The sequence below is a fragment of the Pseudomonas sp. GL_139_B genome (assembly GCF_057834475.1).
This window is the reverse complement of sequence record NZ_CM174403.1, coordinates 846,778-871,220: the sequence shown is the minus strand read 5'-3', so window position 1 is coordinate 871,220 and position 24,443 is coordinate 846,778. Positions and strand designations below refer to the sequence as shown.

Here is a 24,443-nt window from a genome sequence, read left to right as displayed (position 1 = left end):
ACAAACCCTCTTATTGTTCTGTCAGGGGGCGCACGCGCACACCCTGTTCGAGCTGCGCCAATTGCGCGGCATCGCCGATGCCGAAACCGATCTGGGTGACCGCCATCGCGGCAATCGCCGTGGCGGTGCGCAGGGTTTGCTCTGGCGTATCGGCGCTGAGCAGGCCATGAAGCATGCCGGCCAATAACGAATCGCCCGCGCCCACCGTACTGGCCACGCTGACCTTGGGTGGCGTGGCATGCAATGCCGAACCGACACTGAACCAGTTCACGCCTTCAGCCCCGTGCGAGATCACCACGTGCTCGATGCCTTGAGCGTGCAATCGGCTCGCAGCTTCGGCCTGAGCAGCCACCGTAACGACCTCGCAACCCAGCGCATCGGCCAGCTCTTCAGTGTTGGGTTTGATCAGCCACGGGCCGGCCTTGATTGCAGTGCGCAACGCTTCGCCGCTGGTGTCGAGAGCGACGTTCAACCCGAGTTTTTTCAAGCGCACAATCAATGCCTGTAACCAGTGCGCACTGACGCCTAACGGCAAGCTACCGGCGACGACGACCGCATCATGACCTGGCGCAATCTGCACGAGCCGGTCAAACAACGCCTGCTGCGCGGCCTCACTCACCCTCGGCCCCGGACCATTGATATCGGTGATTCGCCCGTCGCTTTCCGCCAGTTTGATGTTGCTGCGAGTCTCGCCGGGAACACGGATGAACGCGTCGACAAAACCGCGTTTGGCAAACAGGGTTTCAAACGCTTGGAGGTTGTCCTCCCCGAGGAATCCACTGACGGTCACCTGATGACCAAGGTCCGCCATCACTTGCGCCACGTTCACGCCTTTACCGGCGGCGTGGGTGTGCATGGCGTCGCTGCGGTTGACTTGACCGGGCTCAAGACGCGGCAATTGGACGGTGAGGTCCAGCGCCGGGTTGAGAGTCAGGGTTAAAATCCGGGCCATTACAGAGCCTCCACTAATGCGCGCACTTCATTGGCGCTGCCCACGGCCAGGGCCTGTCGGGCGAGAATTTGGGTCTGGGCGAGGCTGAGTTCGCGAATTCGCGCCTTGACCTCGGCGATGCTGCGGCCCGACACGCTGAGTTCGTCCACCCCCAGTCCGACCAACACCGGCACCGCCAGCGGGTCGGCCGCCAACTCGCCGCAGACACCGACCCATTTGCCATGGGCATGCGCTGCGCGCACGGTGATGTCGATCAGTTGCAGCACCGCCGGGTGCAAGCCATCAGCCTGGGCGGACAAGGTCGGATGACCACGGTCGATGGCCAAGGTGTATTGCGTCAGGTCGTTGGTGCCGACACTGAAAAAGTCGACCTCTTTGGCCAGCACCGGCGCCAGCAACGCCGCCGACGGCACTTCGATCATGATCCCCAGTTGCAGGTCGGCGACCGGGATTTCCAGACGCAAGCGTTCGGTCATGTCCCGCGCCTGTCGCCATTCATCGACGCTGCCCACCATCGGAAACATGATCCGCAACGGACGGTTGTCGGCGGCCCGCAGCAAGGCACGCAATTGCGCTTCCATGATCTTCGGACGTTGCAGCGTCAGGCGAATGCCCCGTACGCCAAGAAAAGGATTTTCTTCTTTGGCGATGGGCCAATACGGCAGCGGCTTGTCGCCACCGACATCAAGGGTTCGCACCACCAGCGGCCGACCGGCCAGGCCGTCGAGGACGCGGCGGTATTCGACTTCCTGAGTGGCCTCGTCCGGCGCCTGCGAGTGGGCCATGAAAATCAGTTCGGTGCGCAACAAGCCAATGCCTTCGGCGCCCTGCTCCACCGCACTGGTGACGCCCGCGCTTTCGCCGATATTGGCGAACACTTCGACCGCATGACCATCGGTAGTCAGTGCCGGTTGATGACGTCGTTCAGCGGCCACTTTCAGACGCTGTTCGCGAGTGTCGCGTTCTTCGGTGGCGCGTTGCAGGGTCAGCGCGTCGGCGTCCACATGCAAGCGGCCACGCTGGCCATCAATTAGCAGAGGCGTACCCGGCGCCAGCAGCAACACGGCCGCCCCTGCACCGACCAGCGCGGGAATGCCCAGCGCTCGAGCGACGATGGCGCTGTGGGCCGTGGCGCCGCCGCGAGCCGTTAGAATACCGGCGACGCGAGCCGGATCAAGACGCGCCACGTCGGACGGTCCTACTTCGTCCATCACCAGAATGTAAGGCTGGTCCGGTTCGCTCGGCGTTTCGACACCGGCCAGTTGCGCCAGCACGCGACGGCCGATGTCGCGCAAGTCAGCCGCCCGCTCGGCGAGCAATGCGTCCTGCAACGACTCCTGTTGTTTGGCCGCCGCTTCGATCACCGCCATCCACGCCGCCTCGGCGCTTTCGCCTTGCTTGAGGCGGGTGTCCACTTCATCGGTCAGTTCCGGGTCGTCGAGCATTTCCTGGTGGGTGATGAAAATCTCGCGGATGGCCTTGGACGTGCTGCGTTCGATCAAGCCTTCGATGTCGCGACGCACCTGCACCACTGCGTGTTTGAGACGCTCGCGTTCGATGGCGGCAGACTCACCGCGCAACGGATAATCGATGATTGGCAGCACCTGAATATGCGCCGGGCCGATGGCAATGCCCGGGGCTGCGGCGATGGCTTGAATCACAGTGCCTGACGCCGGGGCGAGCAGCACTTCGGCCACATCGGCGACCTCTTCGCGCTGTTGGCTCACGGCCGGCAATGGCTCAACCTCTTCACCGAGGCCTTCTTCGATGGCTGCCAACAGGGCTGGCAAGGCATCGGCGGCAATGCTCGGTTCGGCAACGAATTCGAGCACCTGCCCCCGACGGGCGCCGAGGCTGAGCAGTTTGCTCAGGCTCTTCACCGACACCGCGCTGTCTTGGCCGTCGACAATGCGCACGCGAATTTCGCCTTCGAAATTTTTTGCCAGTTGCGCGAGAATCTTCGCCGGGCGCGCGTGCAAGCCGTGGGCGTTGGCCAAGGCGATGCGCGCGCTCGGCCAGTCCGCCGGCAGTTCGCCGCCGAGGACTTCGAGCACTTTGCGACTGCTGGTGGCGCGGCCCAACTCGTGCCCGCGACCTTCAATCAACAACGCACATAGACGTTCGAGCAAGGCCTGATGCGCTTCACCGAGGCTGGCCAGGCAGAACAGGCCGCTGAGCGGCTGGCCGAGGTAACGCATCGGTTTGTCCGGAGTGACGAAGGCCAGGCCCGGACGCTTGACCGTTTGCTCGCTGTGCAACCACCACAAGCCGTCGCCCAGCGGCAACGCTTCGACCTGTTGCAACACGGCGGAGAAACCGTTGCTCACGCAATCAGCCTGGCGCAGCAACCGGGCACCGCGCCAGACCAGCTCTTCGAAGTCATCGGCGGACACACCAAGGCCGATCATCTGTGCATCCAGCGCCAATTCCTGCGGCGCACCTTGCAGCAGTTTCAACAAGGCCTCGGCGGAGCTCGCACGGCGCAAGGCCTGGCCCAGATCGGTTTCGCCGAGGGCGCGGGTCAACAGTTGCAGCAAGCGTAAATGTTCATCGGATTTGGCCGCGATACCGATCGCCAGGAACACCATCTGGCCGTCGCCCCAATCCACGCCTTCGGGAAATTGCATCAGCCGCACGCCGGTGGAAAACACCTGGTCGCGGGTTTGCGGTGTACCGTGGGGGATGGCAATACCTTGACCGAGAAAGGTCGAGCCCTGAGCTTCACGCGCCTGCAAACCGGCCAGATAACCCTCGGTAACCAGGCCATCGGCGACCAGGTGTTCAGCCAATAGCTGCAACGCAGCGGACTTATCCACAGCCGACTGGCCCATGGAAATCTGCTCTATGGTGAGCTCGAGCATGCTTTCTCCTTTTTGGCGTCTGATGACGCCAGGTATTGTTTTGAATGGATCAGCTTAGGCGCTTAATCTTCACTTTTGGCGGTTTCACGGCAGAACCGGCCAAAGGTGCTTACAGCCCCGAAAATACGCATGCTGAAACGTTTAATCTAGAATACTTGGCACGTTACTCGATAATGTCTCATCCTTGAAGCCCAACTTGTCGGATGTGCTTGGACATTAGTCGTCTGCCTGATTCGGGTAGGATTGGCGAAAATGTCGGGGCAAGCTCGAACAAACAAGGAAATCCCGAGTTGAAACTCAGTGATATCGCACAGTTGGCCGGTGTGTCCGTAACCACCGCCAGTTATGTCATTAATGGCAAGGCCGAACAGCAACGCATCAGCAGTGCCACTGTCGAGCGCGTGCGCGCGGTCGTCGAACAGCATGGCTTTACGCCCAATCCTCAAGCGGCCGGGTTACGCAGCCGGCACACGCGCACCCTGGGATTTATTCTGCCGGACCTGGAAAACCCCAGTTACGCACGAATCGCCAAATTGCTGGAACAAGGTGCCAGGGCGCGCGGTTATCAGTTGCTGATCGCCAGCTCCGACGATGCGCCGGACAGCGAGCGGCAATTGCTGCAACTGTTCCGCGCCCGGCGCTGCGACGCATTGATCGTCGCCAGTTGCCTGCCGCCCGGTGACGACAGCTACCGCCAGTTGCAGGCCAAAGGCATTCCGATCATCGCCATCGACCGGGTCATGGAGCCCGAGCACTTCTGCTCGGTGATCAGTGACGACCGCGAGGCCAGCCTGCACTTGACCCGCAGTCTACTGGACCCGTTGCCCAAGCAGATCGCATTGATCGGCGCGCGCCCCGAGTTGAGCATCAGCCAGGAACGCGCGGCCGGCTTCAAAGAAGCGCTGGAGGGGTTCCAGGGCGAGGTGTTGATCGAGCACGGCGAGTCATTCAGCCGCGAGTGCGGCAAGCAATTGATGGAAGAAATGCTCCAGCGTCTGGGACATCTGCCTAATGCGCTGGTGACCACTTCCTACGTGCTGCTACAGGGTGTGTTCGATGCCTTGCATGACTATCCGCTAAAAACCCGCCCGTTGCGCCTGGGTACGTTCGGCGACACGCAGCTGCTGGACTTCCTGCCCTTGCCGGTCAACGCCATGGCTCAGCAGCATCAGTTGATCGCCGCTAAAGCCCTGTCGCTGGCGCTGGCCGCCATCGAGCAGTCCGATTATCAACCCGGCGTGCAGGCCATCGCCCGAACCTTCAAGCAGCGTATTCACCGGGACTGAACCGTGGAGCTGATCGACAGCCACACTCATCTGGATTTTCCCGACTTTGACGAGGACCGTCAGGCGCTGCTGGCCGAAAGCCGCGCCCTGGGTGTGCGGCGGATGGTGGTGTTGGGGGTTTATCAGTCGAATTGGCAGCGAGTCTGGGCGTTGGTGCAAAGTGATCCCGACTTGCATGCGGCATTCGGTTTGCACCCGGTTTACCTGGATGATCACCGGCCTGAAGATTTACGTGAGCTTGCCGACTGGCTGACGCGTCTGGCCGGCCATCGGCAGTTATGCGCAGTGGGCGAGATCGGTCTGGATTACTTCATCGAAACCCTCGACCGAGAGCGTCAGCAGGCGCTGTTCGAGGCGCAACTGCAACTGGCGGTGGACTTCAATCTGCCGGCGCTGATTCATGTGCGGCGCAGCCATGCGGCGGTGATTGCTACGCTAAAACGCTTTCGTTTGAAACGCGCAGGGATAATCCACGCCTTTGCGGGCAGCAAGGAAGAAGCGCGGGAGTACATTAAACTTGGTTTCAAAGTGGGTCTGGGCGGCGCCGCGACCTGGCCACAGGCGCTGCGCATGCACCGAGTGCTCGCTGATTTGCCGTTGGAGTCCGTGGTGCTGGAAACCGACTCACCCGACATGGCACCGGTCATGTTTCCCGGTCAACGCAACAGCCCGGCACACCTGCCGGCGATCTGCGCGGCACTGGCGCAGATCATGGAGATAAGCCCTCAGAAACTGGCCGCCGTCAGCACGGCTAATGCTTGCGAGCTGTTCAACTGGTAATCAGTCGGCGTGTGCCTTGGCGGCTTCCAGAATCAGCGTGAGGTGTTGCCGGTGCCGGGCGAACTGAATAACGAGGAAATAGACAAGAATCGCGATCAGCGAAAAATTCACCTGTTCGACCACGCTGAGCATTCCGATCCATTCCATGACCAACGCCACCAGGACCGCGGTGCACACCATCACCAGGGTGCTCGCCCGGAGCATGGCCAGTGAGTCGAGAGACTTGAAGCGCTTGATCTGTTTCGGGTCGATCAACTGCAAGGCTTTATGGCAGTGGGTACAGGCGAACGACTCGTTGATTGCAATGGCGTTGAGTTGCCAGGCTTCGAGCACACAGGTACACCCGCAATGAGCGCAGCGCCCCTGGACTCCGATGCTTGCTACAGACATAACCGTGCCTCCTCATGGCAAGCCCGAGTGAATGATCTTCCTTCATTGAAGATGAAAAATCAGAGCACTGAGGACAGCAGGCTATTATCTGCCCGAAAAAAGAAAAGTACTACAAATTGTGTGCTAAATCAGTGAGGGGGATCACACCCTGAACGCGCTGATCAGCTGCTTGAGTTCCACCACCTGAGCCGATAACGCACGGCTGGCATCCTCGGTCTGGTGCGCCCCTTCGGCGGTACGCTCGCCGGCGCGGTTGATCTCGACAATGTTCTGATCGATGTCATGGGCGACGGCGGTCTGCTGCTCGACAGCAGCGGCGATTTGCTGGTTCTGGTCAACGATCATGCCTACCGCGCCGAGGATGTTTTCCAGCGCCTGCTGGACCTTTTCCGACTGTCCGACCGTACTATCAGCCACCTGATGGCTGATGCCCATGGCTTTCACCGCCGCACCGACTCCGCTGTGGAGCTTGCTGATCATCTGTTCGATTTCTTCGGTCGATTGCTGGGTGCGTTTGGCCAGTGTGCGGACCTCATCGGCCACCACCGCAAAACCACGCCCCTGCTCACCGGCCCGCGCGGCTTCGATGGCCGCGTTAAGGGCCAACAGATTGGTCTGATCAGCGATGCTTTTGATCACTTCCAGTACACGGCTGATGGACTGGCTGTCGCTGGCCAGTTGATTGATCACCAACACCGACTGATCGATCTCACTGGCCAATTGCACGATGCTGCCCTGCTGGGACGCGACCAGCCCGCGGCCAGTGATGGTCTCGTCGTTGACGCTGTGGGCGCTGCTGACTGCGGCAGCCGCACTGCGCGCCACCTCAAGGGAGGTGGCCGACATCTGGTTCATGGCCGTGGCGACTTGCTCGATTTGCGTACGTTGCCCAGCCACCGCCTGGTTGCTCTGGGTAGAGACGCTTTGCACCTGCCCGGCCTGGCGTTCGACCTCATTCACGGTCTTCCCGACGCGCTCGATCAGGTCATGGATTTTCTTCACGGTGCCGTTGAACACCTCGCCCAACTCGCCGAGCTCATCGCGGCTTTCCGCGCGGAAGGTCACCGTCATGTCGCCGGCAGCGACTGTGTCCATCATTTCGCCAAGACGCTTGAGGGTGGTGCGGGTTGAAGCGTAGAAGCCGCCGTAAAGGTAGAAAATCAGCACAAACACCACCGACAGCGCCACGGCCTGCAAGACCATGTGGGTGCGGTTTTGCTCCAATCGCTGCTGCAACTGGGTACCGAGGAACTTCAATATGGCTTCGTTGAGTTGGTAAGTTTGGTCCATCAGGCCGGTGACCTGATCGTAAAACCCTTGCCAGGGTGTATCGAGAGTGTCGGCCATCACCACTTTTTCTTCGAACAGCTCACTGGCTTTTTTCAGCGAAGCCTTGCTGCTATCAGCTTGCGCAGCCAGGATTTCACGCGCCACCTTGCTGGAGCCCAATGCATCCTGCAATTTCAGGCCATACTCGCCCTGAAGCTTCTCGACCTGCGCCAACAACTCATCAAATCGAGTGCTCGACGCCGAGTTTATAAAGCCTTGCCCGAGAGACAAAGCCCCCATCGCCCGGCCTTCGCCCAGCAGCTGGGTCACACGCGGAGTAACGCTGGTGATCAGCTCACTCAGTTGACGCATGTCGCTTTGGCTGTCGCGACTGAGGCCGGCCTGAGTGGCGATTATCTGGCTGAAAATCTGCGCGTTGCCGAGCAGTTTTCCGATCATTCCACTTTTGCTTTGCAGGGAGGTTTCCGCTTGCTGGGCTTTGAACGCAGCGATCATTTCATCGCGCTTGCCGTCGAAAGCCGTGATCTGCTCCGGATCAGTGGTCATCGCAGTCAGCCCTTGCAGGCGCGCGAGGATGCTTTGCTCCAGCACGCCAATCTTCGACTCGATATTGCCGGCCTTGCCGGACTGGCCGAGTGTGACGTTGATCTGCACCAGATTGTTCAGGGTTTCCAGGTCTCGCCGAAGGGTCAGGCCGCTGCCCAGCAGGTCTAGGCTCTGCAGCTCAATTTGTGTGCCCTGAAACTCACGATAGGAATCGCGCACCAGATAAAAGTTGGTGACAAGCATGGGCACAAGGAACAGCACGCTGATCAGGCTGAACTTCATGCCGAAGCTCAGGCGGTTCATCAGCGCGACGGCGGGATAGAGCAAGCTCTTCACTGGAAATCTCCCTTTTAATTCTTATTTTTATTTGGCGCGCACAGATCGGCGGCAGATAGCCACTATTCAGCGCTATCCCTGTATATCTTAAATCGGCAGGATGTTTTGTAACTTAAGGTTAACGAAGGGAAGTACACGCTTGTAGCAGCTGGCGCAGCCTGCTGCTACAGGGATTGAAGTTACGGGAAGACCGTCCACAACGCAAAACCGGCATACCAGAGCACCGCCGCGCGCAGCAGCAATTCCCAGATCCGGTCCAGACTGTTGATGCCATCCGGTCCGACAACCGGAGCCGGGATCTCACCGGCCACCAGTCCGACTTTCTCGATCAACTGAGCGGCGCCGATGTTCCAGTTCAGTAACTCACTCAACATCACCCGGCTGACCGCCACAAAGTTGCCGATCAGTGCAAAACTCATCGCCAGCAATCGCACGGGCACCCAATCAAAGGCGTGACGCAATTGTGCCGCGCGCTCGACCACGGCCGGGTTCTGCCCATACTCCTCGGTCAGTGCCAGCAAGCGATAACTCAGGGCGGCAACCGGACCCAGCAAGAAGTACCAGAAAATGACCGCAAAGAAACTTTGGTAAGCCTCCCACAGCAGGTGGGCTTCGACCCGTTCCAGCAATTGTTCGGCACTTTCGGCGCAAATATCCAGGTCACGAGCGGCCACATGTGCAGCGGCTTGCAGGTCTTCCCGGCGCCAGGCATCGCGAAATGGCCCCAGGCCCGCCAGCAGATCGCCGCGACCCAGGCTGTAAATCACCACCAGCAAATGCACCGGTAACGTCAGAAAACCGTAGGCCACGGGGTTCAGCACGACCAACAGCAACCCCAGCAGCGCGATCGGCAACAACACAATAATGATAAGGATCAACCATGGCCGGTCGATCAGACGTGGCGTCACCTCAAGCTTGTTCAACTCGCGCACCCAACCGCCATCACGCTGGACTCGATGGCGCAGTGCCGAGAATTTCTCGATCCACACCGCCAACAGCAACACCAGAAAACTCATTGTCCTTCCTCTTTTGCCAGGGCCGCACGATAGCGTGCCCAGTCGAACGCCGGTCCTGGATCAGTCTTGCGCCCCGGCGCGATGTCGCTGTGTCCGCAAATACGCTGCGCAGTGATGTCGGTGTAGGCGTTTTGCAGCTGTCGGGTCAACGCTGTCAGCGCGAGATACTGAGCATCGGTGAACGGCAGATCATCCGTGCCTTCAAGCTCGATGCCCAGCGAAAAATCATTACAGGTTTCCCGGCCCTCGAAACTCGAAACACCGGCGTGCCAGGCTCGCTCACTACAAGAGACAAACTGAGTAACAGTACCGTCACGCTCAATCAGAAAATGCGCTGACACCCGCAAGTCAGCGATGCCTTCAAAATAAGGATGCTCCGTGACATCCAGACGATTCTGGAAGAATTCCTGCACTTTGCCGGTGGCGAATTGCGCTGGCGGCAAACTGATGTTGTGGATCACCAGCAGGGAAATTTCGCCCGTGGGGCGCGCATTGAAGTTGGGTGAGGGGCATAAACGCACGTCCTGACACCAACCACTCGCGGGGTCCAACTGCATACAGGTTCCTTCAGCGACGACTGTGTTGGCGCTCAGTATGCCGCGATAGCCCCTCTGGATGCGATCACTTGCCGCGAATGGAAAGTCTATGAGGCCTTGGGTTGACTCGTGCCATGGCCCTATAATCGGACCACTTTGTTTGTGGAGTCCGTTATGCCGAATCTACGTCTCGCCGACTTGACCGCCGAAATCGAAGCCAACGTACGCCGTGCGTTGCGCGAAGACATCGGCAGCGGCGATATCACCGCGCAGTTGATCCCGGCCGAACGCCTGGCAAAAGCCACCATCATCACTCGTGATGCCGCTGTCATTGCCGGCACTGCGTGGGTCGATGCGGTCTTCCGGCAATTGGACCCACGGGTCGCAGTGCATTGGCAAGTGCGTGATGGCGAACGGGTAAAACCCAATCAGGTGCTGTTCCACCTCGAAGGTCCTGCGCGCTCGCTGCTCACTGGCGAACGCAGTGCGCTGAATTTCCTGCAATTGCTCTCCGGCGTGGCCACGCGTGCGCAGTATCTGGCGGACTTTGTCGCCAATACCCAAGTCAAGTTGCTCGACACCCGCAAAACCCTGCCCGGCCTGCGTCTGGCGCAGAAGTATGCCGTCACCTGCGGCGGCTGCCACAACCATCGTATCGGTCTGTATGACGCCTTCCTGATCAAGGAAAACCATATTGCCGCCAGCGGTGGCATCCCTGAAGCCATTAACGCCGCGCACAAGATTGCCCCGGGCAAACCGGTGGAGATCGAAGTGGAAAGCCTGAGCGAGCTCAAGGAAGCTCTAGCGGCGGGTGCGGACATCATCATGCTCGATGAATTGAGCCTTGATGACATGCGTGAAGCTGTGCGCCTGAACGCAGGCCAGGCCAAACTGGAAGCGAGCGGTGGAATCAATGAAAGTACGTTGTTGCCGATCGCCGAAACCGGGGTCGATTACATTTCGATTGGCGCGATGACCAAGGACGTGAAGGCTATCGATCTGTCGATGCGTTTGAGCCTCTGACCCGCATCGCAAACCTGTAGGAGCCCGGCTTGCCGGCGATAGCGATCTCAAGGACGCTATCGCCGGCAAGCCGGGCTCCTACAAAGGCGGCTCCGAAGGTGTTTTTGTCAGACCACCAGATTGTTCATCTCGCAATACTCTTCCCACTCGACACCCAGCACCTCGGCCGCCTCCTTGTGCAGCACCAGGCGCGCAGCCTCGAATTCTTCCGGGGTCGAGGTGTACTTAAGCGTCAATTCCCACGGCTGCAGGCCCTGAGACTCTGCCTCATCCTCGAACGCCCATTGAATCTGGTCTTTCTGATCGTCGGCCGGCAGGTCCTTGATCTCTTCGGCAAGCTGGGGCGAATCCAGTAAATACTTCTTGAGCGCTTCTTCGTGTCTGGCTTCTTGGGTCAATTCTTTAACGGTCATGTCGTTCTCGCTGATCTGGGGAATGGAAGATGGATCTGGATCATCAAGGATCTCTCTGACGCAAAAAACCGGTTGAAGCCCGGTTTGTCTGGCCTTCAGAACCATTCGGGGATCATCTGAAAACTGCAAAATGGTACGTGTGCAAGCACCGAATATAGGACGTTTGGTTGACGATTTATATGGACTTTTACATCAATTCGACAAAAAACGCTGGAAGGGCTTTGAGCACAAAGGTGAAACAACAGGGGAATGGTGCCCGAGACAGGAATCGAACCTGCGACCTTCGCGTTACGAGTGCGCTGCTCTACCAACTGAGCTACACGGGCAGTGGGCTAAACCTAGCACCGGGTTCGAAGGCCAGCAACTTCACACCCTGTTTCCCAGACAAAAAAATGCCCCGAAGTGTTCACTGCGGGGCATTTTTTATAACGTTGAAGCGGTCAGGCGTGGGGAGTAATTAAACGCCCGAAGCCTTGGCTGCTGCTACGTCTTTGATGGACAGCTTGATACGGCCGCGGTTGTCCACGTCCAGTACCAGTACTTCCACTTCCTGGCCTTCTTTCAGGATGTCGGTCACTTTCTCAACGCGAGCGTCGCTCAGCATCGAGATGTGAACCAGACCGTCCTTGCCTGGCAGGATGTTGACGAATGCGCCGAAGTCGACGATGCGCTCAACCTTACCCACGTAGATCTTGCCGATTTCAGCTTCAGCGGTGATGCCCAGAACGCGCTGACGTGCAGCTTCAGCGGCTTCCTTGGTTTCGCCGAAGATCTTGATCGAGCCATCGTCTTCGATGTCGATCGAGGCCTTGGTCTCTTCACAGATCGCACGAATGGTCGCGCCGCCTTTACCGATGACATCACGGATTTTGTCGGTATCGATTTTCATCGCGATCATGGTCGGAGCGTTTTCCGACAGCTCGGTACGCGACTGGCCAATGATCTGGTTCATCTGACCGAGGATGTTCAGGCGCGCTTCCAGGGCTTGGCCCAGAGCGATTTCCATGATTTCTTCGGTGATGCCTTTGATCTTGATGTCCATCTGCAGCGCGGTCACACCTTTGGCGGTACCCGCTACTTTGAAGTCCATGTCGCCGAGGTGGTCTTCGTCACCCAGGATGTCGGTCAGGATGGCGAATTTCTCGCCTTCTTTAACCAGACCCATGGCGATACCGGCAACCGGTGCCTTCATCGGAACGCCAGCGTCCATCAAGGCCAGGGAAGCGCCGCAGACCGAAGCCATGGAGCTCGAACCGTTGGATTCGGTGATTTCCGATACAACACGGATGGTGTACGGGAACACGTCGGCAGCAGGCAACATCGCTGCAATCGAACGACGGGCCAGACGGCCGTGACCGATTTCGCGGCGACCAGCACCACCCATGCGACCACACTCACCTACCGAGAACGGAGGGAAGTTGTAGTGCAGCATGAACGGGTCTTTTTTCTCGCCTTCCAGGGTGTCCAGCAGTTGTGCGTCACGGGCAGTACCCAGAGTCGCGACTACCAGAGCCTGGGTTTCGCCACGGGTGAACAGTGCCGAACCGTGGGTCTTTGGCAGAACACCGACTTCGATGTTCAGAGGACGTACGGTCTTGGTGTCGCGACCGTCGATACGTGGCTTGCCGTTAACAATGTTTTCGCGAACGGTGCGGTATTCGATTTCGCCAAAAGCCGCTTTGACTTCGCTGGAAGAAGGCTGGCCTTCTTCACCGGACAGCTTGGCAACCACCTGGTCTTTCAGTTCGCCCAGGCGAGCGTAACGATCGGCCTTGATGGTGATGGTGTAAGCCTGGGAGATCGCGTCGCCGAACTCGGCACGGATCGCGCCCAGCAGCGCAGTGGCTTCTGGCTGTGGAGCCCAGGTCCAGGTCGGCTTGGCAGCTTCAGCGGCCAGTTCTTTGACAGCGTTGATCACAACCTGGAACTCGTCGTGAGCAAACAGAACCGCGCCCAGCATCTGGTCTTCGGTCAGCTCTTTGGCTTCCGATTCAACCATCAGAACGGCTTCCGAAGTACCGGCAACGACCATGTCCAGGCTCGAAGCTTTCTGTTGTTCGTAAGTCGGGTTCAGCAGGTAGCCGGTGCTTTCATGGAACGCAACGCGGGCAGCGCCGATCGGGCCATCGAAAGGAATGCCGGAGATGGCCAGGGCAGCCGAGGTACCGATCATCGCAGCGATGTCCGGATCGGTCTTCTTGCTGGTGGAGACGACGGTGCAGACAACCTGCACTTCGTTCATGAAGCCTTCTGGGAACAGCGGACGGATCGGACGGTCGATCAGTCGGGAAGTCAGGGTTTCTTTCTCGGAAGGACGGCCTTCGCGCTTGAAGAAACCGCCAGGGATCTTACCGGCAGCGTAAGTCTTTTCCTGGTAGTGAACGGACAGAGGGAAGAAGCCCTTGCCTGGATCGGCTTGCTTGGCACCAACGACAGTCACCAATACGCTGACGTCGTCGTCAACGGTGACCAATACTGCGCCGGAGGCCTGACGGGCGATACGGCCAGTCTCGAGGGTAACGGTCGACTGACCGAACTGGAATTTTTTGATTACCGGGTTCACGGTGTCCTACCTTCTTTTGTGGCTCTTGGGGAACTTGTCTTCTTGCGAAATTCTTGGGCAATGTCGGGAATCGGCCCAACGCCTGTCCAGGGTAAAACGTGTGTCCAGATAAAACTTGAGGCTGGGAGCCTGCCATGCGCCAACGGGAAACCCACTGACGCGTGACAGACAACCAACCTCTAGCGCAATCGCTTATTAGCGACGCAGACCCAGGCGACCGATCAGAGTCTGATAACGACCCAGATCCTTGCCTTTCAGGTAGTCCAGCAGCTTACGGCGCTGGTTTACCATACGGATCAGACCACGACGGGAGTGGTGATCTTTACCGTTGGCCTTGAAGTGACCTTGCAGCTTGTTGATGTTGTGGGTCAGCAGTGCAACTTGCACTTCTGGCGAACCAGTGTCACCAACAGCTTGCTGGTAGTCAGCTACGATTTGAGCTTTTTCTTGAACGTCGAGAGCCATGAGGCAATCCTTTTATCAGGAAACTGTTTCAGAAAAACAGCTTCAACAGGCCAGGGACAAATCCCTGTATCTAAAAATGAGTAGTGACCGTGCCTGTTGACAGCCACCCTCGTCCGGTCATTCTGACCGAATCAGTCGACGTGGCGCGATGCGCCCGTCTTCGCTCACTTCACCGATTCCGATGAAGCGACCATTGTGATCCTGTACCCGTACCATGCCGAACTTCGGTGCATCCGGGGCTCGAACCGGTTGGCCGTTGAGCCAGTAGAACGAGCTATGCTCCGAGAACTGCAACAGCGGCCAATCCAGCAGGCCGCTATCCGATGGCATCAGGAAGCGATCAACTGCTTCATTGCCGCCTTCGGCATGTACTGCTTCCAACTCTTCCAGCGTGACCGTCTGCGCCAACGTGAAAGGCCCGGCCTGGGTACGTCGCAGTTCAGCAACGTAAGCGCCACAACCGAGTTTCTCACCGATATCCTCCACCAGAGTGCGGATATAGGTACCTTTGCTGCAATCCACCGCAAGCCGCGCAGTATCACCTTCAAAGGCCAGCAATTCCAAGCGCGCAATAGTAACAGAACGCGGTTCGCGCTCCACTACTTCGCCTGCACGGGCCAGCTTGTACAGCGGCTGCCCATCACGCTTGAGTGCCGAGTACATCGGCGGTATCTGACTGATTTGCCCACGAAAACCGGGTAAAACAGCTTCGACATCCGTGCGACCAACGGTCACTGGGCGTTCCAGCAAAATTTCACCCTCGGCATCCGCCGTGGTGGTGGTTTTGCCCAGTTGCGCCAGGGTTTCGTAACCCTTGTCGGAATCGAGTAGGTACTGCGAAAACTTGGTGGCTTCACCGAAGCACAATGGCAATACCCCGGTGGCCAGCGGATCAAGACTGCCGGTGTGCCCGGCCTTCTCGGCATTGAGCAGCCAGCGAACCTTCTGCAACGCGGCGTTGGAGGTGAACCCCAACGGCTTGTCGAGCAGGATAATGCCGCTGACGTTACGACGGATACGTTTGACCTGAGCCACCGATTACTCCTTGGCGTCTTCGGGTTCAGCGGCTACCGGGTGCTGATTGTCTTCAGCCACCGCTCGCTCGATCAGGGCCGACAGGTGCGCGCCACGCACGACGCTTTCGTCGTAGTGGAAGTGCAGCTGAGGAACGCTGCGCAACTTCATTTCGCGAGCCAACTGCATGCGCAGGAAACCAGCGGCGGAGTTGAGCACTTTGATGCTTTGCGCGATGTCTTCGGCGTTGTCCTGTCCCATCACTGTGATGAAGATCTTGGCGTGACCTACATCACGGCTGACTTCAACAGCGGTAATGGTGACCAGACCCACGCGCGGGTCTTTGACTTCACGACGGATCAGCTGTGCCAGCTCACGCTGCATCTGATCGCCGATACGTTGGGTACGGCTGTATTCTTTTGCCATGTCTTGTTACCTGTTACTGCCCCACGGTGAAACCCGAGGGGTCTGAAAGCGGCAAACGCCCGGCCTGACAAAAGCCAGACCGGGCGTTGCGTTTAGAGTCCTGACGCTGTGCCGCGCATCTGCATGCAGCGGCTCACCGTGGCCCTTGAAGTGCGCAAGTTAGAGGCTGCGAGCAACCTGAACCTTCTCGAAGACTTCGATCTTGTCACCGACTTTGACGTCGTTGTAGCTCTTCACGCCGATACCGCATTCCATGCCGGCACGTACTTCGGAAGCGTCATCCTTGAAGCGGCGCAGGGATTCCAGCTCGCCTTCGAAGATAACGATGTCTTCACGCAGTACACGGATTGGACGGTTACGGTGAACAACACCTTCGATAACCATGCAACCGGCGATCGCGCCAAACTTCGGCGATCGGAACACGTCACGCACTTCAGCGGTACCCAGGATGTTCTCGCGAACATCGCTGCCCAGCATACCGGTGAGGGCTTTCTTGACGTCTTCGATGATGTCGTAGATCACGTTGTAGTAACGCATATCCAGACCTTCCTGCTCGACGATCTTGCGAGCGCCAGCATCGGCACGCACGTTGAAGCCAAACAGTACAGCATTGGAGGCCAGTGCCAGGTTGGCGTCGGACTCGGTGATACCACCGACACCGCCACCGACAACACGCACTTGCACTTCGTCATTACCCAGGCCGTTCAAGGCACCGTTCAACGCTTCCAGCGAACCACGGACGTCGGATTTGAGGACGATGTTGAGCGTCTTCTTCTCTGCCTGGCCCATGTTTTCGAAGATGTTTTCCAGCTTGCCGGCGTGAGCACGGGCCAGCTTGACTTCGCGGAACTTGCCTTGACGGAATAGAGCCACTTCACGGGCTTTCTTCTCGTCCGACAGCACGCTCATCTCATCGCCAGCGTCCGGGGTACCGTCCAGGCCGAGGATCTCGACAGGGATGGAAGGACCGGCTTCTTTGATCGGCTTGCCGTTCTCGTCGAGCATGGCACGTACCCGGCCATAATTCGAACCGACCAGGACCATGTCGCCTTGGCGCAGGGTACCGTCTTGAACCAGAACGGTAGCTACCGGGCCACGACCTTTGTCGAGACGCGATTCAACCACGACGCCACGGCCTGGAGCCGATGGAGTCGCTTTCAGTTCGAGAACTTCAGCTTGCAGCAGAACAGCTTCGAGCAACTCGTCCACGCCAGTACCGACTTTCGCCGAAACCGATACGAACGGGGTGTCGCCGCCCCACTCTTCCGAGGTCACGCCGTGAACCGACAATTCGCTACGGATGCGATCGAGATCAGCGCCCGGCTTGTCGATTTTGTTCACTGCAACAACCAGTGGAACACCGGCAGCCTTGGCGTGCTGAACAGCTTCAATGGTCTGCGGCATCACGCCGTCGTCCGCTGCAACCACCAGGATCACGATATCGGTCGCCTTGGCACCACGGGCACGCATTGCGGTAAACGCGGCGTGACCCGGGGTGTCAAGGAAAGTGACCATGCCGCGATCAGTTTCAACGTGGTACGCACCGATGTGCTGGGTGATACCGCCGGCTTCGCCAGCAGCTACCTTGGCACGACGGATGTAGTCGAGCAGCGAGGTTTTACCGTGGTCAACGTGGCCCATTACGGTCACAACCGGTGCACGGGAGAACGTCTCACCTTCAAACTTCAGGGACTCGGCCAGGGAATCTTCCAGGGCGGTGTCGCTGACCAGGGTCACTTTGTGGCCCAGTTCTTCGGCTACCAGCTGAGCAGTTTCCTGATCAAGCACCTGGTTGATGGTCGCTGGAGTACCCAGTTTGAACATGAACTTGATGATTTCAGCAGCCTTGACCGACATCTGATTGGCGAGATCGCCAACAGTGATGGTCTCGCCAATCTGCACATCACGCACGACAGGGCCGGTTGGGCTCTGGAAACCGTGGGCGTTGCGTTTCTTCAGCTTGGCCTTGCCGCGACCACCACGACGGAAGCCATCGCTTTCTTCGTCGGTAGTACGTGGCGCAACACGTGGCGCAGGCGCTTTCTCTTTGACCGAAGCACGATGCGGAGCGTTTTTGCGCTCGCCATCGCCACCACCGCTGCGACGATTGTTATCGTCGGCACGTGGTTTGTCCGGACGGCGCTGTTCGTTCTGCTTGTTACGAACATCGGCAGACGGGGCTGGAGCAGCGACGACAACCGGCGCGCTTTCACGCACGGGTTCGGCAACTGCAACAGGCGCTGCAACAGCGTCGGTCGTAGCGGTTTGCGCAGCAGCAGGCTGGCGACGCGCTTCTTCTTCGGCGCGACGCTTGGCTTCTTCTTCAGCCTTCTGACGAGCAGCATTTTCTACTGCGCGACGTTCATCCAGTTCGCGTTTGCGCTCGGCTTCGATTTCTTCCGGGCTGCGCTGTACGAAAACTTTCTTTTTACGGACTTCAACGCTGATGCTTTTGCTGCCAGCAACACGCAGGGTGCTGGTGGTTTTACGCTGCAGCGTGATCTTGCGTGGTTCTTCCACTTTCGCCTTGTGGCTGCTTTTCAAGTGAGTGAGCAAAGATTGCTTCTCACTGTCAGACACATTTTCTTCGGCGGCGGTGTGCGGCAGACCTGCCTCACGCATCTGCTGCAACAGGCGCTCTACCGGTGTTTTGACCTCATCGGCCAGTTGTTTCACCGTGACTTGCGTCATGCACTTCTCTCCTCAGGCCGCGCCTAATTACTCGAACCAGTGGGCTCGGGCGGCCATGATCAACTTGCCGGCACGATCATCGTCAATGCCGTCGATGTCGAGCAGGTCGTCAATAGACTGCTCGGCCAGGTCTTCGCGGGTAATTACGCCGCGCACCGCCAGTTCCATCGCCAAATCCTTGTCCATACCCTCAAGCGAGAGCAGGTCTTCGGCCGGATGGGCGTCTGCCAGCTTTTCCTCAGTAGCGATGGCTTTGGTCAACAATCGATCCTTGGCACGAGCGCGAAGCTCGTTGACGGTTTCTTCGTCAAAGCCGTCGATGTTGAGCATTTCTTCCAACGGTACGTAGGCAATCTCTTCCAGGCTGGTGAAGCCTTCATCTACCAGCACCTGCGCCAGGTCTTCGTCGACTTCCAGCTCGTCGATGAAGTTGCGCAGGATGTCGCCGGTTTCTGCTTGCTGCTTAGCCTGGATGTCCGATTCGGTCATCACATTCAGGGTCCAGCCAGTCAATTGGCTAGCCAGACGCACGTTCTGACCTCCACGACCAATGGCCTGAGCCAGATTGTCTGCGCCAACGGCGATGTCCATTGCATGGGCATCTTCGTCAACGATAATTGCCGCCACTTCAGCCGGCGACATTGCATTGATCACGAACTGAGCCGGGTTGTCGTCCCACAGGACGATGTCCACACGCTCACCGCCCAACTCACCCGACACTGCCTGGACGCGCGAACCGCGCATACCGATGCAAGCGCCCTGGGGGTCGATGCGTTTGTCCTTGGAACGGACCGCGATCTTGGCGCGCGAACCCGGATCACGGGAAGCAGCCATTACTTCGATCAGGCCTTCAGCGATTTCCGGCACTTCGATGCGGAACAACTCGATCAGCATTTCCGGCGCGGTACGCGACAGGATCAACTGCGGGCCGCGGTTCTCGGTGCGGATTTCCTTGAGCAGCGCACGCAGACGCACACCGACACGGAAGGTTTCGCGAGAAATGATGTCTTCACGAGCCAGCAACGCTTCAGCGTTGTTGCCCAAATCGACGATCACGTTGTCGCGAGTCACTTTCTTCACGGTGCCGGAGATGATTTCTCCCAGGCGCTCGCGATAGGCGTCAACGACTTGAGCGCGCTCGGCTTCACGAACTTTTTGCACGATGACTTGCTTGGCAGTCTGTGCAGCGATACGGCCGAACTCGATGGATTCGATTTTTTCTTCGACTACATCGCCAACCTTGGAACCAGGATGCGTTTCTGCAACCTTGCTCGGCCAAGTTTCAATGGCCGGATCGTCCAGATCTGCTTCTTCGACGACCGTCCAGCGACGGAATGTCTCGTAAGCACCGGTGTGGCGATTGATTTCCACACGCAGATCAACTTCGTCTTCAAAACGTTTTTTGGTAGCAGTGGCCAGAGCCAGCTCCAGCGCTTCAAAAATTACGTTTGCCGGTACGCCCTTTTCATTGGATACCGACTCAACAACCAGCAGTACTTCTTTGCTCATCGTACGCCTCGCCTTTCGCAAGCCATTGGATCCGCGGGATCCGCGTCTCAGTCAAAACTGGGAATAATGTTGGCCTTGTCGATCATATCGATCGGCAACAGAAACTCATGGTCTTCTACCTGCACCACGACGTCCTGCTCTTCTACACCACGCAGAAGGCCCTGAAAGTTGCGTCGTCCTTCAAAAGGCGAGCGCAGCTTGATCTTCACTTGTTCACCGGCAAATTTTGCAAACTGCTCAATAGTGAACAGCGGGCGTTCCATGCCAGGCGAGGAAACCTCAAGGGTATATTCAACAGCGATCGGATCTTCAACATCCAGGACACCGCTGATCTGACGGCTGACAATGGCACAATCGTCCACCAGCACACCGCCCTCTTTATCGATATAAACGCGCAACATCGAGTGACGACCCTGAGCCGAAAACTCAATACCCCAGCATTCATAGCCCAGGGCCACGACCACCGGGGCCAACAAGGCCTGCAACTCTTCTAGCTTGCTCGACACCTGAACCCCCTCGTGCATGTATGTGCATGCTCTGCAAAATAAAAAAATGGGCGAAACGCCCATCCTTGAAACGCCGTCGAACAGCGGCGTAGAAAGTGTCCAGCTAACAAAAAGCCCCTTAAAAGGGGCTCCTTAAACTGGTTGCGGGGGCCGGATTTGAACCGACGACCTTCGGGTTATGAGCCCGACGAGCTACCAGACTGCTCCACCCCGCGACAAAGCTGGGGCGGAAGTATACGACCGATCCCTGACAGGGTCAATGTAACCTTCCACCTACAAGAAAGCCCGCAACAGCGGGCTCTCCTGATAATTGGTACCGAGAAGGGGACTCGAACCCCTACACCCTATGGGCACAACCACCTCAAGGTTGCGTGTCTACCAATTCCACCACCTCGGCAATACTACGTTTGAAACCCTTCTTACTTTTGCTCTTGAGCTGGAGGTACGTCAGTCGCTGGAGTAGCCGACTTTTGCTCTTGAAGCACCGGTACATCATCAGAAGCCGGCTGCTGCTTTGGAACTTCCAACACCGCCGGATTTGGGAGACCTACTTGAGCCAGCTGGTGAGCTTTCTCTTTAGCAAAGTAACCTAACCCTAAGCTGGTTATGAAGAAACCTGCGGCAAGTATAGCAGTAAACTTACTAAGAAAGGTAGAGGAACCTTGGCTTCCGAACACAGTATTTGAAGCACCTGCTCCGAAAGACGCACCAGCATCCGCACCCTTACCCTGCTGCAGCAATACCAGAGCAACTACGCCCAATGCACCCAACAGATGAAAAACGACTACGACTGTTTCCAGCATTTTTTCAGTTTCCCGCGGCGCGACAAATCGCACCGAACTCATCTGCATTCAGGGAAGCCCCACCAATGAGCCCCCCATCGATATCCGGCATGCCGAACAGTTCGACCGCATTGGCCGCCTTCACGCTGCCGCCGTATAGAAGCCGCACACCTTGTGCGACTTCAGAATTCTCTGCCGCCAACTGAGCGCGAATGGCTGCGTGCACATCCTGCGCCTGTTGCGGCGAAGCAGTCAGCCCGGTGCCAATGGCCCAGACCGGCTCGTAAGCAATTATTGCATTTGCAAAAGCACCAACACCCAGCTCCTCTATGATACTGCCCAGCTGACGCCCGACAACCTCAAGAGTTTTCCCGGCTTCGCGCTGCTCAAGGGTTTCCCCTACACACAACACCGGAATCAAGCCACACGCCTGTGCCGCTGCGAACTTGCGAATCAGCATCTCGTCTCGCTCGCCCATAATCTGGCGGCGCTCAGAGTGCCCGACAAGCACCAGGGAACAGCCTGCATCCACCAACTGACTCGGCGCAACCTCACCGGTCAATGCACCTTGCCCGGCTTCCACCGCAGAGTTCTGCGTGCCGACTGAAATCGACTTTCCTTTCAAGCCATCAACCACTTGATTGATATGCAAGCAAGACGGGAATACCGCTACATCAACACCGCTCGGCAAGGCCAGACGACTTAGGCCATTGATCAGCTCAGCGACGCTGGCGCGGGTACCGTGCATCTTCCAGTTACCAGCTACCATAGGGCGACGCATGCTGTACCTCGTCGGTCAAAGTGGGCGCAGATGTTACCCAACACAATCATGGCTGGCAAGCCGAATTCAGGCAGAAACTTCAGTAACCAGTTTTGCCAGCTCTTCGGCGTAACCGCGAACCTGTGTTTCGTCCTCGCCTTCGACCATGACGCGCACCAGCGGCTCCGTCCCGGACTTGCGCAAGAGCACACGACCACGGCCGGCCATCGCCTTGGTGACACGGTCACTCGCCTCCTTGACCGCCGGATGCTCGAGAGGGCTCGCACCACCACCAAACCGGACATTGATCAGCACCTGCGGGCACTTACGAAGCGCCTGACGAGCCTGTGCCAGAGCTTCTGAACGCCTTTTCAGCGCCATCAGAACCTGCAATGCTGCGATGATCGCATCACCTGTAGTGGTGTGGTTAAAACAGACGATATGCCCCGAGTTTTCACCACCCACCAACCAGTTGCGCTCAAGCAAGTCAGCAATGACATACCGGTCGCCGACGTTGGCGCGCACAAATGGAATCGACAGATCAGCCAGAGCCAGCTCCAGCCCCAGGTTACTCATCAACGTACCGACCACGCCACCTTGCAGCTTGTCCCGATCATGGAGATCGCGGGCGATGATATAGAGCAGCTCGTCACCGTCAACAATGGCGCCAGTGTGATCGACCATCAGGACGCGATCACCGTCACCATCGAAGGCGATACCCAGATCAGCATGCTCAGCCAATACGGCAGCCTGCAATTGACCCATATGAGTCGAACCGCAATTGTCATTGATGTTCAGGCCGTTAGGCTGGGCGGACAACACAACGACTTCAGCGCCCAGCTCACGAAACACGCTAGGTGCTACCTTGTACGTCGCGCCATGAGCGCAGTCGACCACGATCTTTAACCCCGCGAAGCTGGTACCGGTCGGGACGCTGCTTTTGCAGAATTCGATATAACGGCCAGAGGCGTCGTTGATACGTGACACTTTACCGATTTTGCTCGACTCCACCACGGTCATCGGCGTATCGAGCAATTCTTCGATCATCAACTCGACTTCATCCGGCAGCTTGGTACCCTTACCGGAGAAGAACTTGATGCCATTGTCATCGTGAGGGTTGTGCGAAGCACTTATCACGATGCCGGCTTCGGCGTGAAAGGTGCGCGTCAGATAGGCGATCGCCGGTGTAGGCATCGGGCCCAGCAACATCACGTCGGCGCCTGCCGACGTCAGACCAGCCTCGAGTGCCGACTCGAACATATAGCCAGAGATTCGGGTGTCTTTACCTACCAGCACCTTGCAAGCGCCCATCTTGCGAAACGCCATGCCCGCGGCCCAGCCGAGCTTGAGCATGAAATCAGGAGTGATCGGGTATTCACCGACCCGGCCACGAATTCCGTCGGTGCCAAAGTATTTTTTACTCATAAGTACTCCATCATTTTTATTCGGCTGATTCTACTGCGGCAATCATCCGCACCACGTCCACTGTTTCAGCTACATCATGGACGCGCAATATACGCACCCCATTGGCCGAAGCCAGCGCTGCGAGCGCCAGACCGCCATACAGACGCTCCCCAACCGGCCTATTCAAGGCCTGACCGATCATGCTCTTTCGCGAAACCCCGACCAACAGAGGCCGCCCCAAGACATGCAAGTCTTTCATATGCTTAAACAAGCTTAGATTGTGCTGCAAGGTTTTCGCGAAGCCAAAACCCGGATCAAGAATAATCCGCTCCGATGGAATTCCCGCCGACGCACACCGAGCCATGCGCTCAGCGAGAAATTCGCCCACTTCTTTAGTGACATCCTGATAGAACGGATTGTCCTGCATGTCGCCCGGCTCACCGAGCATATGCATTAGACACACAGGCAGCCCGGTGGCCGCTGCAGCATCAAGGGCACCGTCTCGACGTAGCGAACGCACATCATTGATCAAGCCTGCACCCAACCGCGCAGTCTCGCGCATAACCGCTGGAGTGGAGGTATCGACAGAAATAATCACATCCAGTTCGCGATTGATGCGCTCAACGATAGGCGCTACGCGCTCCAACTCCTCAAGCGGAGAAACCGCTCGGGCACCTGGCCGGGTTGACTCGCCACCGACATCTATCAACGTCGCACCTGCCGCTACCATAGACTCGGCGTGGCGCAGAGCCGCATCGAGCTGGCTGTATCGGCCACCATCAGAAAAGGAATCAGGAGTGACATTGAGTATGCCCATGACATGCGTCTGGGCCAAATCAAGAACCCGGTTGCCGCAAGGCAACCGGGGCGAGGACTGAACAGAAGTCATTTCAA

Annotated in this window: 21 protein-coding genes and 3 tRNA genes; 3 read left to right on the top strand and 21 right to left on the bottom strand. The window is 58.0% G+C overall.

Annotation, left to right across the window (positions count from 1 at the left end; genetic code table 11):
* Positions 1-10: 10 nt before the first annotated feature.
* Both pfkB and ptsP read right to left on the bottom strand, forming a co-directional pair.
* The gene (gene pfkB, locus AC3ISI_RS03810; protein ID WP_489335537.1) at positions 11-952 is read right to left on the bottom strand and encodes a 1-phosphofructokinase; all 942 of its coding nucleotides are present in this window, start codon (positions 950-952) and stop codon (positions 11-13) included.
* The gene (ptsP, locus tag AC3ISI_RS03805; RefSeq protein WP_489335536.1) at positions 952-3,813 is read right to left on the bottom strand and encodes a phosphoenolpyruvate--protein phosphotransferase; all 2,862 of its coding nucleotides are present in this window, start codon (positions 3,811-3,813) and stop codon (positions 952-954) included. Before ptsP ends, pfkB begins: the two co-directional genes overlap by 1 nt.
* A 290-nt stretch (positions 3,814-4,103) precedes the next feature.
* Here ptsP and cra point away from each other — a divergent pair, with 290 nt between their 5' ends.
* A complete protein-coding gene (cra, locus tag AC3ISI_RS03800) occupies positions 4,104-5,099 on the top strand; it encodes a catabolite repressor/activator (RefSeq protein WP_489335535.1) in 996 nt (331 codons plus the stop codon).
* Positions 5,100-5,102: 3 nt separating this feature from the next.
* Complete coding sequence (locus tag AC3ISI_RS03795) at positions 5,103-5,879, top strand: TatD family hydrolase (RefSeq protein ID WP_489335534.1); 777 nt, start codon at positions 5,103-5,105, stop codon at positions 5,877-5,879.
* On the opposite strand, the gene AC3ISI_RS03790 is transcribed toward AC3ISI_RS03795, so the two are convergent.
* The 4 genes from AC3ISI_RS03790 to ampD all read right to left on the bottom strand — a co-directional run bounded on the left by AC3ISI_RS03790 (position 5,880) and on the right by ampD (position 10,014).
* Complete coding sequence (locus tag AC3ISI_RS03790) at positions 5,880-6,269, bottom strand: hypothetical protein (protein ID WP_489335533.1); 390 nt, start codon at positions 6,267-6,269, stop codon at positions 5,880-5,882.
* 141 nt (positions 6,270-6,410) lie between these two features.
* Complete coding sequence (locus tag AC3ISI_RS03785) at positions 6,411-8,441, bottom strand: methyl-accepting chemotaxis protein (protein WP_489335532.1); 2,031 nt, start codon at positions 8,439-8,441, stop codon at positions 6,411-6,413.
* A gap of 179 nt (positions 8,442-8,620) precedes the next feature.
* Positions 8,621-9,457 carry a regulatory signaling modulator protein AmpE gene (gene ampE, locus AC3ISI_RS03780; RefSeq protein ID WP_489335531.1) on the bottom strand — a complete coding sequence of 279 codons (837 nt, stop codon included), beginning with the start codon at positions 9,455-9,457 and terminating at the stop codon, positions 8,621-8,623.
* Positions 9,454-10,014 carry a 1,6-anhydro-N-acetylmuramyl-L-alanine amidase AmpD gene (ampD, locus tag AC3ISI_RS03775; protein WP_489335530.1) on the bottom strand — a complete coding sequence of 187 codons (561 nt, stop codon included), beginning with the start codon at positions 10,012-10,014 and terminating at the stop codon, positions 9,454-9,456. Before ampD ends, ampE begins: the two co-directional genes overlap by 4 nt.
* Before the next feature lie 153 nt (positions 10,015-10,167).
* Between ampD and nadC the strand changes: the two genes are divergently transcribed.
* Positions 10,168-11,016 carry a carboxylating nicotinate-nucleotide diphosphorylase gene (nadC, locus tag AC3ISI_RS03770; protein ID WP_489335529.1) on the top strand — a complete coding sequence of 283 codons (849 nt, stop codon included), beginning with the start codon at positions 10,168-10,170 and terminating at the stop codon, positions 11,014-11,016.
* A gap of 107 nt (positions 11,017-11,123) precedes the next feature.
* Here the strand turns inward: nadC and AC3ISI_RS03765 are convergent, their stop codons facing one another.
* The 15 genes from AC3ISI_RS03765 to folP all read right to left on the bottom strand — a co-directional run bounded on the left by AC3ISI_RS03765 (position 11,124) and on the right by folP (position 24,438).
* Positions 11,124-11,429 carry a DUF6388 family protein gene (locus AC3ISI_RS03765; RefSeq protein WP_059403417.1) on the bottom strand — a complete coding sequence of 102 codons (306 nt, stop codon included), beginning with the start codon at positions 11,427-11,429 and terminating at the stop codon, positions 11,124-11,126.
* Positions 11,430-11,679: 250 nt separating this feature from the next.
* Positions 11,680-11,755: transfer RNA gene (locus AC3ISI_RS03760), tRNA-Thr, on the bottom strand.
* Between the two features lie 131 nt (positions 11,756-11,886).
* A complete protein-coding gene (pnp, locus tag AC3ISI_RS03755) occupies positions 11,887-13,992 on the bottom strand; it encodes a polyribonucleotide nucleotidyltransferase (RefSeq protein ID WP_007942868.1) in 2,106 nt (701 codons plus the stop codon).
* Positions 13,993-14,187: 195 nt separating this feature from the next.
* Positions 14,188-14,457 (bottom strand): 30S ribosomal protein S15, encoded by a 270-nt coding sequence (gene rpsO / locus AC3ISI_RS03750; protein WP_003177875.1) that lies wholly within the window; start codon positions 14,455-14,457, stop codon positions 14,188-14,190.
* A gap of 117 nt (positions 14,458-14,574) precedes the next feature.
* Positions 14,575-15,492: a tRNA pseudouridine(55) synthase TruB gene (truB, locus tag AC3ISI_RS03745; protein WP_489335528.1), complete on the bottom strand. Its 918-nt coding sequence runs from the start codon at positions 15,490-15,492 to the stop codon at positions 14,575-14,577.
* A gap of 3 nt (positions 15,493-15,495) precedes the next feature.
* Positions 15,496-15,897: a 30S ribosome-binding factor RbfA gene (gene rbfA, locus AC3ISI_RS03740; protein ID WP_007942872.1), complete on the bottom strand. Its 402-nt coding sequence runs from the start codon at positions 15,895-15,897 to the stop codon at positions 15,496-15,498.
* A gap of 159 nt (positions 15,898-16,056) precedes the next feature.
* The gene (gene infB / locus AC3ISI_RS03735; protein ID WP_489335527.1) at positions 16,057-18,588 is read right to left on the bottom strand and encodes a translation initiation factor IF-2; all 2,532 of its coding nucleotides are present in this window, start codon (positions 18,586-18,588) and stop codon (positions 16,057-16,059) included.
* Between the two features lie 27 nt (positions 18,589-18,615).
* Positions 18,616-20,097, bottom strand: coding sequence for a transcription termination factor NusA (gene nusA / locus AC3ISI_RS03730; protein ID WP_007942874.1), 1,482 nt, complete (start codon positions 20,095-20,097; stop codon positions 18,616-18,618).
* Positions 20,098-20,144: 47 nt separating this feature from the next.
* Positions 20,145-20,603 (bottom strand): ribosome maturation factor RimP, encoded by a 459-nt coding sequence (gene rimP, locus AC3ISI_RS03725; protein ID WP_010463487.1) that lies wholly within the window; start codon positions 20,601-20,603, stop codon positions 20,145-20,147.
* A gap of 138 nt (positions 20,604-20,741) precedes the next feature.
* Positions 20,742-20,818, bottom strand: a tRNA-Met gene (locus AC3ISI_RS03720).
* A 96-nt stretch (positions 20,819-20,914) separates the two neighbouring features.
* A tRNA-Leu gene (locus AC3ISI_RS03715) sits at positions 20,915-21,000 on the bottom strand.
* A 22-nt stretch (positions 21,001-21,022) separates the two neighbouring features.
* A complete protein-coding gene (secG, locus tag AC3ISI_RS03710) occupies positions 21,023-21,406 on the bottom strand; it encodes a preprotein translocase subunit SecG (RefSeq protein ID WP_489335526.1) in 384 nt (127 codons plus the stop codon).
* A 4-nt stretch (positions 21,407-21,410) separates the two neighbouring features.
* Positions 21,411-22,166 carry a triose-phosphate isomerase gene (gene tpiA, locus AC3ISI_RS03705; protein ID WP_489335525.1) on the bottom strand — a complete coding sequence of 252 codons (756 nt, stop codon included), beginning with the start codon at positions 22,164-22,166 and terminating at the stop codon, positions 21,411-21,413.
* A 66-nt stretch (positions 22,167-22,232) separates the two neighbouring features.
* Positions 22,233-23,570 carry a phosphoglucosamine mutase gene (gene glmM / locus AC3ISI_RS03700; protein ID WP_489335524.1) on the bottom strand — a complete coding sequence of 446 codons (1,338 nt, stop codon included), beginning with the start codon at positions 23,568-23,570 and terminating at the stop codon, positions 22,233-22,235.
* Between the two features lie 16 nt (positions 23,571-23,586).
* Positions 23,587-24,438, bottom strand: coding sequence for a dihydropteroate synthase (folP, locus tag AC3ISI_RS03695; RefSeq protein ID WP_489335523.1), 852 nt, complete (start codon positions 24,436-24,438; stop codon positions 23,587-23,589).
* Positions 24,439-24,443: the final 5 nt, after the last annotated feature.

Bases quoted from the DNA above. Each gene is read 5' to 3' on its own strand.
- AC3ISI_RS03790 (WP_489335533.1), bottom strand. From the start codon at position 6,269: ATGTCTGTAGCAAGCATCGGAGTCCAGGGGCGCTGCGCTCATTGCGGG.
- nusA (WP_007942874.1), bottom strand. From the start codon at position 20,097: ATGAGCAAAGAAGTACTGCTGGTTGTTGAGTCGGTATCCAATGAAAAG.
- pfkB (WP_489335537.1), bottom strand. From the start codon at position 952: ATGGCCCGGATTTTAACCCTGACTCTCAACCCGGCGCTGGACCTCACC.
- folP (WP_489335523.1), bottom strand. From the start codon at position 24,438: ATGACTTCTGTTCAGTCCTCGCCCCGGTTGCCTTGCGGCAACCGGGTT.
- ptsP (WP_489335536.1), bottom strand. From the start codon at position 3,813: ATGCTCGAGCTCACCATAGAGCAGATTTCCATGGGCCAGTCGGCTGTG.
- ampE (WP_489335531.1), bottom strand. From the start codon at position 9,457: ATGAGTTTTCTGGTGTTGCTGTTGGCGGTGTGGATCGAGAAATTCTCG.
- tpiA (WP_489335525.1), bottom strand. From the start codon at position 22,166: ATGCGTCGCCCTATGGTAGCTGGTAACTGGAAGATGCACGGTACCCGC.
- secG (WP_489335526.1), bottom strand. From the start codon at position 21,406: ATGCTGGAAACAGTCGTAGTCGTTTTTCATCTGTTGGGTGCATTGGGC.
- AC3ISI_RS03765 (WP_059403417.1), bottom strand. From the start codon at position 11,429: ATGACCGTTAAAGAATTGACCCAAGAAGCCAGACACGAAGAAGCGCTC.
- ampD (WP_489335530.1), bottom strand. From the start codon at position 10,014: ATGCAGTTGGACCCCGCGAGTGGTTGGTGTCAGGACGTGCGTTTATGC.
- glmM (WP_489335524.1), bottom strand. From the start codon at position 23,570: ATGAGTAAAAAATACTTTGGCACCGACGGAATTCGTGGCCGGGTCGGT.
- rbfA (WP_007942872.1), bottom strand. From the start codon at position 15,897: ATGGCAAAAGAATACAGCCGTACCCAACGTATCGGCGATCAGATGCAG.
- infB (WP_489335527.1), bottom strand. From the start codon at position 18,588: ATGACGCAAGTCACGGTGAAACAACTGGCCGATGAGGTCAAAACACCG.
- rpsO (WP_003177875.1), bottom strand. From the start codon at position 14,457: ATGGCTCTCGACGTTCAAGAAAAAGCTCAAATCGTAGCTGACTACCAG.
- nadC (WP_489335529.1), top strand. From the start codon at position 10,168: ATGCCGAATCTACGTCTCGCCGACTTGACCGCCGAAATCGAAGCCAAC.